Origin of the sequence: Leptospira yasudae (genome assembly GCF_003545925.1) — a bacterium.
In the GTDB taxonomy this organism is placed as follows: domain Bacteria; phylum Spirochaetota; class Leptospiria; order Leptospirales; family Leptospiraceae; genus Leptospira; species Leptospira yasudae.
On sequence record NZ_QHCU01000004.1, the window covers coordinates 337,285 to 352,079 of the forward strand.

At 46.8% G+C, this 14,795-nt stretch carries 10 protein-coding genes; 5 read left to right on the top strand and 5 right to left on the bottom strand.

The annotated features are described in order from the left end of the window. Window positions 1-86: 86 nt before the first annotated feature. The 3 genes from DLM76_RS13155 to DLM76_RS13165 are packed head-to-tail and all read right to left on the bottom strand — an operon-like array spanning window position 87 to window position 2,627. Window positions 87-1,091 carry an alpha/beta fold hydrolase gene (locus DLM76_RS13155; protein WP_118965466.1) on the bottom strand — a complete coding sequence of 335 codons (1,005 nt, stop codon included), beginning with the start codon at window positions 1,089-1,091 and terminating at the stop codon, window positions 87-89. Then, window positions 1,088-1,393, bottom strand: a complete 306-nt coding sequence (locus DLM76_RS13160; RefSeq protein WP_118965467.1) for a hypothetical protein — start codon at window positions 1,391-1,393, stop codon at window positions 1,088-1,090. The genes DLM76_RS13155 and DLM76_RS13160 overlap by 4 nt, the downstream gene beginning before the upstream one ends. A 7-nt stretch (window positions 1,394-1,400) precedes the next feature. After that, a complete protein-coding gene (locus DLM76_RS13165; RefSeq protein ID WP_118965468.1) occupies window positions 1,401-2,627 on the bottom strand; it encodes a DUF445 domain-containing protein in 1,227 nt (408 codons plus the stop codon). 232 nt (window positions 2,628-2,859) lie between these two features. On the opposite strand from DLM76_RS13165, the gene DLM76_RS13175 reads away from it, so the two are divergent. The 3 genes from DLM76_RS13175 to DLM76_RS13185 all read left to right on the top strand — a co-directional run bounded on the left by DLM76_RS13175 (window position 2,860) and on the right by DLM76_RS13185 (window position 5,741). Continuing rightward, complete coding sequence (locus tag DLM76_RS13175) at window positions 2,860-4,176, top strand: sensor histidine kinase (protein WP_118965470.1); 1,317 nt, start codon at window positions 2,860-2,862, stop codon at window positions 4,174-4,176. A gap of 87 nt (window positions 4,177-4,263) precedes the next feature. Next, a complete protein-coding gene (locus tag DLM76_RS13180) occupies window positions 4,264-4,740 on the top strand; it encodes a Crp/Fnr family transcriptional regulator (RefSeq protein ID WP_118955856.1) in 477 nt (158 codons plus the stop codon). Window positions 4,741-4,799: 59 nt separating this feature from the next. Beyond that, on the top strand, window positions 4,800-5,741 hold the full coding sequence (locus DLM76_RS13185; RefSeq protein WP_118965604.1) for an alpha/beta fold hydrolase: 942 nt from the start codon (window positions 4,800-4,802) through the stop codon (window positions 5,739-5,741). A 7-nt stretch (window positions 5,742-5,748) separates the two neighbouring features. Here the strand turns inward: DLM76_RS13185 and DLM76_RS13190 are convergent, their stop codons facing one another. Then, window positions 5,749-8,814: a PAS domain-containing hybrid sensor histidine kinase/response regulator gene (locus DLM76_RS13190; RefSeq protein ID WP_118965471.1), complete on the bottom strand. Its 3,066-nt coding sequence runs from the start codon at window positions 8,812-8,814 to the stop codon at window positions 5,749-5,751. Between the two features lie 252 nt (window positions 8,815-9,066). On the opposite strand from DLM76_RS13190, the gene DLM76_RS13195 reads away from it, so the two are divergent. Together DLM76_RS13195 and DLM76_RS13200 are read left to right on the top strand one after the other, a co-directional pair. Beyond that, complete coding sequence (locus DLM76_RS13195) at window positions 9,067-10,479, top strand: sensor histidine kinase (RefSeq protein WP_118955854.1); 1,413 nt, start codon at window positions 9,067-9,069, stop codon at window positions 10,477-10,479. A gap of 45 nt (window positions 10,480-10,524) precedes the next feature. Then, complete coding sequence (locus tag DLM76_RS13200; RefSeq protein WP_118965472.1) at window positions 10,525-12,396, top strand: ABC-F family ATP-binding cassette domain-containing protein; 1,872 nt, start codon at window positions 10,525-10,527, stop codon at window positions 12,394-12,396. A gap of 15 nt (window positions 12,397-12,411) precedes the next feature. On the opposite strand, the gene DLM76_RS13205 is transcribed toward DLM76_RS13200, so the two are convergent. Next, the gene (locus DLM76_RS13205) at window positions 12,412-14,781 is read right to left on the bottom strand and encodes a hypothetical protein (RefSeq protein WP_118965473.1); all 2,370 of its coding nucleotides are present in this window, start codon (window positions 14,779-14,781) and stop codon (window positions 12,412-12,414) included. Between the last annotated feature and the right edge of the window lie 14 nt (window positions 14,782-14,795).

A 14,795-nucleotide genomic window follows, 5' to 3' on the forward strand; every position in this document is an offset into this window, starting at 1 on the left:
CTGAATTTAGAATATTCTTTAATTCTAAAATATTTTTTTGTTCGCCGGTGCTTCTTCCGATTATTTCTCGGTTTCGATTGGGAATTTTAGCCTTTGTATGTACGAAAAAACCAGGCGATGGTCTCGTCCCGTTTGAGATCGGGAGTTAGGATGGCTTCGTAATGATTTTTGTCCGGAAGCGTCAGATAGACGGAGGATTTTAATTCTTTTTGAAAGAGGGAGATCGCCGTATCGGGAAGGAGTTCGTCTCCCTTTCTGAAATTCGGTTTGCCCGCGCGAATCACAAGCACGGGAGAGACGATTTGAGAGTAGGGAAGCGCTTTCGCTTTTTTGAATGTTCGAAAACTTGCAATCGGATTCTTGATTAAACGAATCGGAATCTCCCAAGGATTCATCGCGCCTCCCATGCTGGAAAGTTCGGAGTCGATCACGTATTTCGGGATGCTGCATTGAAAACCGGCTCGTCCGTTGCCGCTTCCGTCGACTTCTTCCAATTCGTAGTTCAAAAAGGTTTCCACGTCTTCGTTCCAAGATCCGAGAATCGGGGATTCTTTCGCGAGTTGGAGATACGTTTCCCGTGACGGAAAGATTCTTCCCAGGCGTTTCAGAGATTCTTGAATCATCAGAAGATTGGAAAGTTTTCGTTTTAGGGAAAGTTGTCCGCCTCCGTCGATCAGACAAAGTTTTCCGGTTTGATCCGGATATTTCTTTCCAAAGGCAAGAGAAATCCAACAACCGAGCGAATGTGCGAGAAGATTGGCTTTTTCGATTTTCAAAAAATCCAACATAGACTTTAAATCGTCCGCATGCGATTCGTGAGAATAGGGAGAACGAGGTTTTGATGATTTTCCCCTTCCTTTCAAATCGTATGCGATTACGGTTAACCCTTGTTTGACGAGATCGCGCGCGAGAGGAGCGAAGTTTTTGAGATTTCCGGTCAACCCGTGAATGCAGATCACGGGAGCGGAAGAATTTTTGGGAAGAGGGAATTTGCCGTAGACTTCGGCGGCCAAGTGTTCTCCGTTTCCGATCGGGATTTGTAACGGTTTTGAAATCGATCGGGGACCGGAAGCGGAGACTGAATTCTTCATTCGTCCGTTATTTCCGCTCCGAATCTTTCCATCAAGCTTCTTAACTCCGATTCGATTCCGGATCGAAACGCGATATGAGTGAACGCGATCTTCTCCTTGAGTTTGACCGCTTCGTAACCGGTTTGTGATTTTCGGATGGAATACCAAATCCTCGATTCTCCCAAACCCGCAAAACGGATCGTAAGTTTTTCCTCTTCGAGTTGAAAACTTACGATCTTGCCTAATTCCTTTCCGTTGAGCGCCTTCTGAACTTTTTTCAAAAAGTGTTCGGGAGAATCTTCCGCTAATCGAATCGATTTCATATTCGTATTAAGAGATGTAGAGCATGTAAAGCCCTTGGATCAAACCGACAACGGCGCCTAACACCGATCCGATGAGAATGAGAACGTATTCGTCTTCTTGAAACGCGGAACGGAGAATCGGTTCGAATTCTTCCGGCGGAAGGTCCTTCATTCGTTTGAACATATTGTTCTCGATGGACATCGCTCTTCCCATATACGTTTCGAGTTTGTTCGAACTATTCGCGAGAGTTTCGGAAACCTTTGTGATGACTTCCTTCTTCGTGGTTTCGAATTCGGAATTCTCGTTGCTCGTTTCGGAATCCAATCCTCCGCCCAGATGAAGACGTTTCGCTGCTTCTTCCGTTTCGGTTTGGATGGTTTCGACGAGCGAACGCGCGGCGCGTTTGTAAAGAATCTCTTCGAGAACGTTTCTCGCGGTCAACACTTGAGTCGCGAACACGTTCGAATACTTTTTGGAAACGTCTTCTTGTCGCTTTAAAAAGAGTCCTTGATAACGGATCGGTCCCATCTTCTTTTCATAGAGGGGACGAAAGATCATCGTAAGAGCGACCCAGTTCGTGATGTAACCGACCACGACTCCCTGGATCGGCAAGGTCCACCAATACGGGAAGAGATTCCAAGCGAGCGCCTGGAGAATTCCCATCGCACCTCCGAGATACCAGCCGCATTGTTCGATGAATTTGAATTCTTTCGAACCGACTTCCTGAAAAATATCCACGATTCGTTTTACGTTCGGTCCGGTCAGTTTCCGGAGAACCAGGGAGCGGAAGTTGAATACGCTCGAGACGTTCTCCTTTACCTGTATCATAATATTCTTAACCGTATGTTCGCTCTTTTTCTGAACGCCGGAGATGATTCTCGCTTCTTCATCCCCTTCCAATTTGGAACGCAAAGAAGGATTGATATGATGGACGATTTCGCGGGTTGCTTCGGGAACGAGCCTGTCGAGAACGGGCTGAAATTCCTTTTCCAACTGATCCGGATCGACCTTGGAAAAGAAATCCTCGACCTTGATCAAACGTTCGGTCATGATATTGACCGATTTTAAGGCGAGTTTTTGGGACTTTTTAGGAACGATTCCCTGCCAGCCCAAATACGGAGGAATTCCTACAAACTCCAACGGGTAAAAGGTCATCTTCAATGCGACCACGTTGGTAAACCAACCGACAAACCCGTAAGTAACGGGCATCATGAGAATTCCGATCAATTCCTTGTTTTCAGTTAAAAATTCCATAAAATTTCCTGTAGCAAACGCTATAATTTTTCAACTTCTTGCAAGTTCGGACCCCGCTTTCGGGAGAGCAAATCATTTTTTTTGAACGATTCAAATAAAATCCGGAAATCAGGAGCGGTTCCTAAAACGGAATTTGCGGCGAAATTTTTTGACAAAGCAGGAATCCGACTTCCAAACCGGTAAATTTCATTTGCAGTTTTGGAGATTTCGGCAATCCTATGGGTTCGCCCGTATGAATCCGCCAAACGCAAATTCTTCGCCGGAAGATTCCGATCCCGATTCGGAGGGATCTCTCACCGTTTCCATTCTGGTTTCCAAAAACGGGGAAATACGTTCGATCGATTCGGGAATTATAAAACGACTCGGTTACGAATCGTTTCATCGGCTGACGGGAGCGGATCTTTTCGAGCATTGGGATCTTTTTCGAAATCGGACGTTTCCTTGGAACGGGACGGTGTTTCTGCTCGATCCGAGGAAAGTGGGAATTCCGTTCGCGGCCTCCGCAGAATTGTTAAGCGAAGAACTGATTTTGATTCATTTTTCCGATCCGCAAGTTACGCAAAGACTGGAGGAACAATTTTTTCAGATCTTTCATAAGAACCTGGCGATCAAACTCATCATCGACGTAGAAACGGGAAGGCTCGTGAACGTGAGCGACTCGGCTCTCGAATTTTACGGATATTCCCGTGAAGAATTTCTCAAACTGAAAATCAACGACGTGAACATTCTCGATCCGGAAGAAGTGAAAGCGGAAATGCTCAAAGCCAGTTCCGAAAATCGATTGTATTTCAATTTCATTCATCGTTTGAAATCGGGGGAACTTCGCGATGTGGAAGTATTTTCAGGACCGATTTCGATCAACGGAAGAATTCATCTGTATTCGATCATACACGACGTGACCGAACGAAATCTCACTCAGAAACGCATGCAGGAATCCTTGAAGGAAAAGGAATTGATGCTGCAGGAGATTCATCATCGAGTCAAAAACAATCTTCAGATCGTTTCGAGTCTTCTGAGTCTTCATTCCGAATTTAAGGAGGACCCGTATCTGCAAAAGGTTCTACGGGAATGCGAACTTCGGGTCAAGTCCATGGCCCTGGTTCATGAGGAGCTCTACCGATCGGACAATCTCGCAAAGGTGGATCTGAAGAGTTATTGTTTTTCTCTTTCCTCCAATCTTCTTTCCGTGTACGGGCAGGCCGGAAAAATCCGTTTTCACAACTTGGAAAATTCTTTCTTTATTTCCATCGACCGTGCGATTCCGATCGGACTGATTCTCAACGAACTTCTTACCAATTCCTTAAAATACGCGTTCGGAGATCAGGAGCGCGGAGAAATTTTTCTGGATCTGAAAAACGCGGACGGCTGCGTGGAGTTGGAATACCGGGACACGGGAACCGGATTCAATCTGAATCAGGCGCAAAATAAACAAAGCGGGTTAGGGCTCAAACTCATCGACATGCTTTCCATGCAGCTTCACGCGAAACTTTTCTTTCAAGCGGAGAACGGATTTTTTCTCCGAATGCATTTCTCCGGATGGAAAGACTAAGGACATTTTTAAGAAGGGGATCTTCCGATTTCGGAACCTGCTTGCATTATTTAAACTGAGATTTACACTCGCATTTCGGGAAATATTATGCAACATACAAAAGAAGAAATTTTAAAAGAGATCTATCTTTTCTCTAATTTTACGGAAGACGAATTAGCCGCGATCGCGGAAAAGACCGAATACAAAGTGTACGAACAGGGAGACGCGATCTTCCACGAAGGCAACGAGGCGAAAGCATTTTTCGTCGTCATCTACGGAACCTTAAAAGTGCTGACCTCCACCGAAAAGGGGGATGACGTCAACGTTACCACGATCGCAACCGGAGATCATTTCGGAGAACTTCCGTTTTTGGATCCGGGAAAACGTTCCGCTTCGGTCGAAGCGATGGAGCGTTCCGAGCTTTTGAGAATTCCATACGATCATCTCAAAGCGGTCTTTGAAAAAGATTCCAAAGCATCCTTGAAATTCTATCAGGCGATTTCCCATTTCTTGGCAAAACGCTTGCGAATGCTGACTCACGATTTGACATACGCGAGAGAACTTAGAAAACGATTCACGATCTAAGTTCGATGCGGCCGGATCGAAAGATCCGGCGTTTTCCCAATTCTCTAAGGAATTTGAAAATGAAATCGAAATTCTCTTCTTTCCCTTTCTTGTTTTCCTTCAGACTCATCCCCTCGTTTCTCGTACTTCTTTTTCTTCTTTCCTCTTGCACCAAACTGCTCGTAGGCGGCGGACTCTTTTACGAAAGAAATCAATCCGACGTTGAGAGAAAGGAAATTCAAGTCGGCGGTTATCGTTGGACGTATTTGGAGGGAGGACAAGGAGAAACGATCGTGTTGATTCACGGTTTCGGCGGGGACAAGGACAATTGGACTCGGTTTGTCCGAACCCTTACGCCTTCGTATCACGTGATCATCCCCGATCTTCCGGGTTTCGGAGAGAACGAAAGAAAACCCGAGGATGAATATTCGATCTTAACGCAGGTTTCCCGTTTGAACGAATTCACGAAGGCGATCGGATTAGAAAAGTTTCATATCATTGGAAATTCGATGGGCGGTTCCATAAGCGGCGTGTATTCGGCGACGTATCCGGAGCGAGTTCTTACTTTGGCGTTGGTCGATTCGGCCGGAGTCAAATCTCCGATCACCAGCGAATTGGGAACCTATCTCGCGCAAGGGAAGAATCCTCTCGTTGCGAAAAACGAAGAAGATTTCGATTTTCTAATGAAGTTTATCTTCGTAAAACCCCCGTATATCCCCGGTTTTTTAAAAAGTTATTTTTCTGACAAGGCGATCGCCAATCAGGATTTTAACGCGAAAATTTATTCGGAAATCCGTTCGCAGCTGAACGCTCTTGAAGAAAGACTCGGAAAAATTCAGGCGAGAACCTGGATCGTCTGGGGAGACACGGATCGTGTGATTCATATCAGCGCTTCCGACTTGATGCTCAAGGGAATCAAAAATTCCAAACGAACGATACTCAAAGACTGCGGTCATAGTCCTCAATTGGAACGTCCGACCGAATTGGCGGAACTATATCAGAAATTTCTAAAGGAAGAATGATCCTTTTTCAGGACTGAAAGAGAAGAACGATCGTGGATTCTATGTCCTGGATCTGGATCGGTTTCGGAATATAGGCGTCCATTCCGGCGCGGAGGCATTTTTCCTTATCTCCTTCCATCGCGTTAGCCGTCATCGCAACGATCACCGGTTTCGTTTCGACAAAATCCTTGCGGATATGGAACGTAGCCTCGTAGCCGTCCATCTCCGGCATTTGAATATCCATAAAGATCAGATCGTAGTTTTGATTTTTGAGGTTGTCGATCGCCTCGACGCCGTTTAACGCAGTATCGACTTTGTATCCCAATTTTCCCAAAAGACGAAGGGCGATCTTCTGATTGATGACGTTATCCTCCACTAAAAGGATCTTGAGAGGAATCCGTTCCGAAAGGGGTTTTTTATTTTCTCCCTGCGCTTCCTCCTTACGAACCATGGTGGGAAACGCCTTTTCGAAATTTTTACTGAGTTCGTCCAAGAGGATGGGTTTGAACATCATAAATATCTTAAAACCGGGCCGGTTGAACAGACGTTCCGTAACGAGATGATACGAATCCTTCAGTTCTTTTTCCATAAAAAGAATGATCGTGAGTTTGAGGGAAGGGTTCTTACTTTTGAGTTCGTCCAAAACTTCCGGTAAGGTCATGTCCGGAAAATTCAAATCGGTGAGAAAAATTCCGATTCGTTCCTCTTCTCCGATCGTCTTGATCGTTTCCTTGGCGGTTCTTGTGAGCCGAACGGAAAAACCGTTTCTTTCGCAGAACTTTTTGATCTGTTCCCGAAGCGCGTAGTCTTGAATCGAAAGGATCGCGGTCGTCGCGAGGTTTTTGGAATGCAGTTCCTGAACCCCCATCGGGATTTTATAATCGAGCCTTTCCGTAATCAGCGAAAGGGAAAATTCGGAACCGCGGCCTACCTGACTTTTAACGATGATTTCGCCTTTCATCAACTCCGCTAATTTTTTACTGATGGTCAGACCGAGACCAGAGCCCCCGTATCTCCGAGTGGTGGAGGAATCCACTTGGCTGAACGCTTTGAAAAGAAGTTCGAGCTTTTCCTCTTCGATCCCGATGCCCGTGTCCTGCACGCGGAAGATCAATCTGAGTTTGTCGTTCGGAAATTTTTCGGCTTCTACGTTCAGTTGGATTTTTCCTTTTTCGGTGAACTTCACGGAGTTGCCGAGCAGATTCATCAGAATCTGTCTGAGCCGGTACGGATCGGAGATGATCCAACCCGGAACCTGGGAAGAAATCCTCGATTCGATCACGAGCCCTTTTTCCTCCGCCATGGAGCGGAACAAATTGCAGACGTCCACGCTGAGTTTTTCCGGGGAAACCGGTTGCATCTCCAGTTTGAGCTGACCGGACTCGATGCGGGAAAGATCCAGAATGTCGTTTAACAAAATGAGTAGATTTTGACCGCTGGATTTGATGATGTCCAGATATTCCTTCTGTTCCGTGTTGAGCGAAGTTCCTTCCAAAAGACTCACGGTTCCGATCACTCCGTTGAGAGGAGTTCGAATCTCGTGGCTCATCATCGCCAAGAAATCGGTCTTCGCCTTGGACGCCGCCTCGGCGGTCTCCTTGGCGCGCTTTAGAGAATCCTCATATACTTTTCGTTCCGTGATTTCGTGCCAGACCGCGAGGAATACGCGCTTTTGATGGATCATCATCGGAGTCAAAGTCACTTCGGTGGAGAATTCCTCGCCGTTAAAGCGTCTATAAACGCGCTCGAACGTATAAGAGCCTCGTTTTAATGCGAGAGATTCGAATTCGTGCAGACTTTCCTTTTTGGATTCTCCCTGAACCTCAGCGGAAAAGCGGGAAGGGTGTTGTCCTAAAATGAGTTTTTTATCGTGACAACGCAACATATTGAGCGTTGCGGGATTGCATTCGAAAATTCCCGAATCGTCGTACAGAACGTGCGGTTCGCTGGAACGTTCGAAAAGAAGTCTGAATTTTTCTTCGGCGAGTTTTTTGTCGGTGATGTCCACGGAAATCGCGCTGACGCCCGTGATTTCGTCGTTTTGATTTCTGATCGGATAAAAGGAAAGTTCGCTGAAAACGAAAGTCCCGTCCTGATTCGGTCTGGATCTGGTGACGCTGAATCGTTCTCCGGCAAGCGCTCGATCGTAAAAGTCTTTCCAGTAAAGGACGATATCGGGTGGAACTTCCGCTTGAAAGACGTTGAGGCCCGGCGTAATTTCCCGATGAAAGTAATCCCGCATCACGGTTTTGAATTGAGAATTGAATATTAGTAATTTATAATCTTTATCGAGGGACCAGATCATCGCTTCGGAATTCTCTATGATCGCATTTAAGTTCGCTTCGTGTTCCGCGATGATTCTGGACTGTTCCACCAGAGATCTTCTCGCTTGGATTTTATCCGTGATATCTTTGATCTGAACGAGAATGATTTCGTTTTGGTCCGAGGTCAAAATCCGAAACGAGACGTTTCCCCAGAATTTGCGGTTTTGAAACGTTTTGAATTCCATCTCCCAGGACGAAGGTTCGCCCGACAGGATCTTTCTTTTTCGGACATCGTATTCATCGGGGGAGAATCCTTCCGCTAACAAATCGATAAAAGTCTCGCCTACGATTTCCGAAGCCGCTTTGATTTCAAAATATTGAAGAGCGGTCTGGTTGACCTCCAAAATCGAGTCGTTCTGCGGATGGACGAGCAGGATTGCGTTCCCGGATTTTTGAAAGATCATCGAACGGAGTTCGGCGTCTTTTAAAAAAAGGCTGGGAGGCTCGAGAGAAGAAGATGCAGAATCCGTAAAAAACAATATTAGAATGTGATTTTGTCCCGACGGAAGAATCCGAATTTCGATTTCGAAAGTTTCCTTTGGCGAATTTCCATATACGATCTTGTAAAACGGAGCTTTTTCTTTGGAGGAACGGGCTTCTTTCCATAGTTTTTCCCAAGAACCTTTTTCTTTCCAGTTCCAAAGGGACGGGTGAATCTGATTTTCTAAATTCTTGGAGAAATCCTGAAACGGAGGATAAAAGCTCCAGGTTACAACTTCCCCCTCTGCATTCAAAATTAGAAAATTAGAATCAGATCGTAATGCGGTCATTTCTTCCTATAATCAAGACGAAGGGTTTTATAATTTCCTGTATTCAATTCCCAAACAAGCAAAATAAAAATCGAAAATAGCTTTGGAACGCAAAACTTTTGTAACAATTCCTTTCCCGCGAAGGAAACGATTTCGGGGAAAAGGGAGGGAGTTCGGTTCTTTTTGATAAAACGCTAATTTGTCGTTAACCGGGTTTGATTGACTTTCCGATCCTACTCTTTAGGATGCCTTTATCAACGTATTGTTAAACGAATGGAACCGCTTCCCATTACAGAAGAACGTTATCGTCTGCTTTTCGATCTTTCAAGAGACGGAGTCGCCGTCCATTCGGAAGGGAAAATTCTCCGAGCCAACGATGCTCTCGTAAAGATGCTCGGCTATGATTCCTTGGAAGAGGTTCTCGGTAAACCCGTTCTTCAATTCGTACATCATCGTTCTCAAAATGTCGTAAAACAAAGAATCCAAAAGATGAATCAGGAGGGCGTGGGCGTCGGAGTTCTTGAAGAGGAATTCATCCGAAAGGACGGCTCCACCTTGTTCGTCGAAGTCGTTGCGAGCGCGTTTTTCGAAGGAGAGCGTCAGTTCGTGCAGGTCATCGTGCGCGACATCAATTCACGCAAACGCGCCGAACTCGAACTGGAAAGACTTCGCACCAAGCTGCAGATGACTCGGGAGCGTTTGCTCGGAGTCATCGAAGGAACCAAAGATTCCATCTGCGCGGTGGACATCAACTTTCGGGTGATCGCGTTTAATTCTTCCTTTGAGCTGAACTTCTGGAGGCTTTACGGAAAAAAAATCGAGCCCGGAAATCTTCTCCCGGAAATGATTCTGGATCCGTTGGAAAGAGCGGTCGTGATCGAGAACTGGAGCCGCGCGCTTCGCGGAGAAGTTTATACGATCGAAAGAACGATGCGCGGTTTTGTTCAGGATGTGGCGACGCTGGAAATCAGCTTTAGTTCGATCCGGGATTCTTCGCACAATCTAATCGGCGCGACGCAGATCATTCGCGACATCACGGAACGGAAACGGGCGGAAGAAAAGCTCAAAAAAACTTTGGAAGAAAAGGAAGTGATGCTGAAGGAGATTCATCATCGCGTAAAAAACAATCTTCAGGTAGTCGCGAGTCTTTTGGGTTTGCAGGCGGAACATTCCGAGAACGATCAGATCTCTCAGATTCTCAAGGAATGCGAGCGCAGAATCCAATCGATGGCTCTCATCCACAAGGAACTCTATCAATCCGAGAATATTACAAAAATCGATTTTTATGATTATCTAAACACTCTTCTCGTGAGTCTTCTTCATTCTTTCGGTAAGGAAAAGAAAATCGAATTCCGGATTTCGTCCAAACCAAATTTCGTTTCGATCGAAACCGCGATTCCTTTGGGATTGATCGTAAACGAACTCGTGACCAATTCCCTCAAATACGCCTTCCCGAACGAAGAGAAAGGTCTGATCTCCGTTAAACTCAGAAGCGACGTGGAAGAATCCGTTTTGGAAGTAAGCGACAACGGGATCGGTATGCCGAACGGGTTCGATCTCGGCAAATCGGAATCCTTGGGGCTGCGGCTCGTCGAAATTCTTTCCAGACAATTGAGAGGAAAGTCTTCGTTCGTTCCGGCGGACGAAGGCAAAGGAACCAAATTCCAAGTTCGATTTAAAATTTAAAACACTTGTCCGCAGTCCTTTCGCTCGCGACCCTGCAACTGTCCTATGAATTTAATCTCCGTAGATAAGATCTCGAAAGAGATCGGCGCCAAAGTCCTACTCAATCAAATCAGTTTCGGAATCAACGAAGGGGAGAAGATCGGAATTCTCGGAATCAACGGTTCCGGTAAAACGACCCTTTTGAAAATGCTCGCGGGTTTGGACGTTCCCGACAGCGGACAAATTCTGAAAAATAAAATTCTTCAGATCGCCGTCTTATCGCAATCGCCTTCCTTCAATCCGGATCACAATATCCTCGAACATATCTTTTCCAGTCCGAGTCCGATTCTGGAAACGGTGCGGGCCTATGAAGCGGTTTGCGGCCGTCTCGATTCGGGAGACGCGAACGTCGAGGAAGAATACAATCGGCTTATGCAGGAGATGGACCGTCTCGGTGCATGGGAACTGGAATCCTGGTTTCGTTCCCTTTTGAAGGAATTGGATCTTTCCGATCTTTCCTTAAAGATGAGTTCCCTTTCGGGCGGGATGCTCAAGAAAGTCGCTTTGGTTCAAACCCTCGTCGAAGAATCCAATCTTCTGATTTTGGACGAACCCACGAACCATTTGGACGTAGATACGATCTTGTGGCTTCAGGATTATCTGATCGAAACGAAAAAGGCAGTCATCCTCGTCACACACGATCGTTACTTTTTGGAAGAAGTCACGGATCGAATCATCGAATTGGAAAACGGCAATCTTTCCTCGTTTCCGGGAAACTTCGGATTCTATCTGGAAAAGAAAGCGGAACTGGAAGCCAATCGGGAACGGGCCGAGCACAAGGAAAAACAATTTCTAAAGAAGGAATTGGAATGGCTGCGCAGACAACCGAAGGCCAGAGGAACCAAACAAAAGGGAAGAACCGATCGCGCCCTCGAAGTGTTGAACCGAAAAAAAGCGGGAAAGGAAATCGTTTTGGATTTTTCCGTTTCGGGAAGAAAGCTTGGAAAGAAAATTCTGGAATTAAAAAATCTCACGAAGTCGTTTCGCAAACCGATTCTATCAGGTTTTTCTTATACGTTTAAAAACGGAGAACGAATCGGAATCGTAGGTCCGAACGGCGCCGGAAAATCCACTCTGCTCAATTTGATCAGCGGACGCGAAAAACCCGATTCGGGAGACGTAAGCGTCGGAATGAACACGAGTTTCGGTTACTTCGATCAAATCTCCAAGGAACTTCCGGGAGAAATGAGAGTGATCGACTATGTCAAAAAAGAATGCGGAGTTTCCGTCAAGATGAGCGACGATCGCGTATTGAGCGCGGCGGATATGCTGGAACTCTTTTTGTTCGACGGACGGTTGCAGGCGGGCGCTATCAAGAATTTATCGGGAGGAGAAAGAAGAAGACTTTATCTCGTCGCGATTCTGATGACCAATCCGAACTTTCTGATTTTGGACGAGCCAACCAACGATCTCGATATCAAAACCCTTTCGGTTTTGGAGGAATTTCTCGTCGAATTCGGGGGATGTATTCTGGTCGTTTCCCACGATCGTTACTTTATGGACCGAACCGTGGATTATCTGTTCGTTTTTCAAGGGAACGGAGTCGTCGAAAAATTTCCGGGGAACTATTCCGAATATTTAGAATATAAGAATTATCTAAATAAACAGAAGGACAAGAAGGAGCCCGAAGTCAGACAAAAGGAAACCGATTCCTCCAAAAACAAAAAAGGGCTGAACTTCAACCAGAAGAAAGAACTCGAGGCCTTGGAAGCGGAGATTTCCGAATTGGAAGACGAAGAACGAAAACTCACCGAACTTCTTCAGTCGGGAAGCGGAAAACCGGAGGAACTAGCCGCTTCTGGAAAACGTCTGACCGAAATTCATTCCATTCTTCCCTTAAAAATGGAACGCTGGGAAGAACTGCAGAGTTTGCTTTAGAATAACAGAATTTTCTTATGGAGCGCAGGAACCGTTGTGTTCCTTGATTCCGATCGAATATCCGAAGGAACCGGCCGGAACCGGGGCGGGTGCCACATCCGACGTTCTAGGATTTCCCAAAAAGTCGTTTTGATACAGGGTGATAAACCCTCCATAGGCCGGATCGACTCCGCCGTAGACCGTGTCGCATTTCGAAGTCGCTCCGATAAGATAATACGTGAGCGGACTCGTTGGCGGTAAGAATCCGGGATTATGGCTGAAGTTCTGATTGTTGACCGCCGCGAGGTTCGTTAGACAAAGAACGTTGTTTCGCAAAGGTCCGGGGTTGCCCGCGCAAAGCCCGAAACCGAAAACCGGCGTTTGTGCGAGGGTGGAACAGTTGAACAGATTGTTTCCTTTCACTTCCAGGTTTGCTCCGGGAGCGACTCCGAAGTTCAAACAAATCCGACTTGCGGCGGTTCCGTTCGTAAATATCTGATTGTTCGCGATCTTACTTTCCACGCCGGAGCCGACGGAATGAACACCGTATGATTCCGAAGTTCCCACCCCTCCGAAAATCGTATTGTGGAGGAGGTGAACGTTCGTGGAGTTCACGCTTTGGAAACGCATTCCCGAAGTGTTCGCAGCCGTCACGACGGGGCTTCCGATTTGCTGATACGAATTGACGACGTTGTTCGATACGATGAGATTTTGCGCGCCGGTCAGGTTTCGAACCAAAAGCGCCGTTGAAAAATCGGCCGCAGAGGAGCCTACGTGCGAAGCTCCGTTCAACCAGTTGTTGTAGATCACTCCCCAGCTTCCGTTGTTGTAGATTCCCGCCGAGATACTGTTCCCGCTTCCGCCGATGATATAATTGTAGGACACGTTGAGGTTCGGAGTGATTCCGTACGCGGCCACTCCCGAACGAACCGTTCCAGCCGTGTAGGCGCTCGTCGAATCCGCTCCTTGAATGACGTTCCCCGCAACGATCAATTGAGAAGCTCCGGTTGCGATTCCGTTCAAAAACACCCCTGTCGCCCAAGGGTTGTTCGGATTGGTCCTGATCGTAAACATCGTGACGACCAGATTGCTCGTCATCGTTGTAAACGGAGGACCGGCAAAGATCGGAGCGCATGTGACTCCTTCCGTGGCGCCGCAGTTTCCGGGAGGTGAAATATCCTCGATGATGGCAGGATGCGTTGTGGGATTTCTCTGCGTGAACGTGGAATCGAAACCGCCTAACAGATTCACTCCGTCTTTCAGATCGATTCTTTGGGTCGCGTTATCCGAAATCGAATAGGTTCCTTCGGAAACCAATACGAAACAAGGAACGGAAGAACAAAGACTTACAGCGTAACGGATCGAAGCGCAGGCGGTCGCAGCCGTGCTGCAGGCTCCCGCTCCCATACCGCCGGGTCTCGTGTATTTCACTTCGTTCGCGATCGTATACGTAAACGTGAGCGGCAAACCGTTGTTATACGCTTTTCCGGTTCCCGGATCGGTGCATCCCGTTAAACGGACATACTGATTGACTCCCATCGTCCATGTTCCGCCCGAGTTGATTCTTACCGTATTGGCGGTCGGAAACGAAAGCGCGGAAGCAGGGTGGCTCGACTTGAGGTTTCCCGCAGGAGTATTGACCGGATCCAAAACGCAGGCATTCACGTTTTTAGAAAACGTAAGAATGATATCCGATGCGGGAAGCAAAACGGTCTGATTCGGAGGATTGGCGTTCGTAACGCTCAAACAGTTGATCAAAATCGTGTTGGGCGCGGTCATCACTCCGGTCGCGTTAGCCGGAACTTCGAACTGACAGACATGATTCTGAGGGCTTGTAATGATTTGAATGGAATAATTCGATTGGTCCGGAATCGGAGAATTGAAAGCATACGTTCCGTCCGCGCTGATGTTGAGCAGATCGACTCCGCCGCTGCGGACTTGCAGGCTACCGCTGACGGTGGATGAGATTCCGTAGGCTTGTACGGAAAGAGGATAGGATCTCGTGGAACAGAGTACTTCCACGTATGAGAAAAACGGAGATAAAATTCCGCTGGGATTGGAAATCGAACAATCGATGGCAGGGGTTGTCGAAGGCTGACTGTTTACCTTAACCTCGTAAGAAGAATAACGCGTTTTCTTTTCCGAGAAAGCGTAATCTCCGTTTGCGGAGATGGAAAGCGTTTCATTGTCCTGATTGGAAAGGACAAGAACCCCGCCGGTCAATCCGGAAACTTTCACGTTGAGCGGAATGGGGGTTTGCGAGAGGGAAACGAAATTTGCAAATGTAAAGGTATCTAAAAAGGACGTTCCGGAAGGTTTGGGAATACAGTTAGATAAAGAGATTCCCGCAAGAAGCAGGATCGAGTACAAACGAATCTGAGCGCTTGATCGCGTCGCATTTTTCACAAAAGAATTCCTTA

What these genes read in the sequence shown, in the direction of transcription:
- DLM76_RS13175 (WP_118965470.1), top strand. Translation starts at nt 2,860, where the DNA reads ATGAATCCGCCAAACGCAAATTCTTCGCCGGAAGATTCCGATCCCGAT.
- DLM76_RS13160 (WP_118965467.1), bottom strand. Translation starts at nt 1,393, where the DNA reads ATGAAATCGATTCGATTAGCGGAAGATTCTCCCGAACACTTTTTGAAA.
- DLM76_RS13200 (WP_118965472.1), top strand. Translation starts at nt 10,525, where the DNA reads ATGAATTTAATCTCCGTAGATAAGATCTCGAAAGAGATCGGCGCCAAA.
- DLM76_RS13190 (WP_118965471.1), bottom strand. Translation starts at nt 8,814, where the DNA reads ATGACCGCATTACGATCTGATTCTAATTTTCTAATTTTGAATGCAGAG.
- DLM76_RS13180 (WP_118955856.1), top strand. Translation starts at nt 4,264, where the DNA reads ATGCAACATACAAAAGAAGAAATTTTAAAAGAGATCTATCTTTTCTCT.
- DLM76_RS13195 (WP_118955854.1), top strand. Translation starts at nt 9,067, where the DNA reads ATGGAACCGCTTCCCATTACAGAAGAACGTTATCGTCTGCTTTTCGAT.
- DLM76_RS13185 (WP_118965604.1), top strand. Translation starts at nt 4,800, where the DNA reads ATGAAATCGAAATTCTCTTCTTTCCCTTTCTTGTTTTCCTTCAGACTC.
- DLM76_RS13155 (WP_118965466.1), bottom strand. Translation starts at nt 1,091, where the DNA reads ATGAAGAATTCAGTCTCCGCTTCCGGTCCCCGATCGATTTCAAAACCG.
- DLM76_RS13165 (WP_118965468.1), bottom strand. Translation starts at nt 2,627, where the DNA reads ATGGAATTTTTAACTGAAAACAAGGAATTGATCGGAATTCTCATGATG.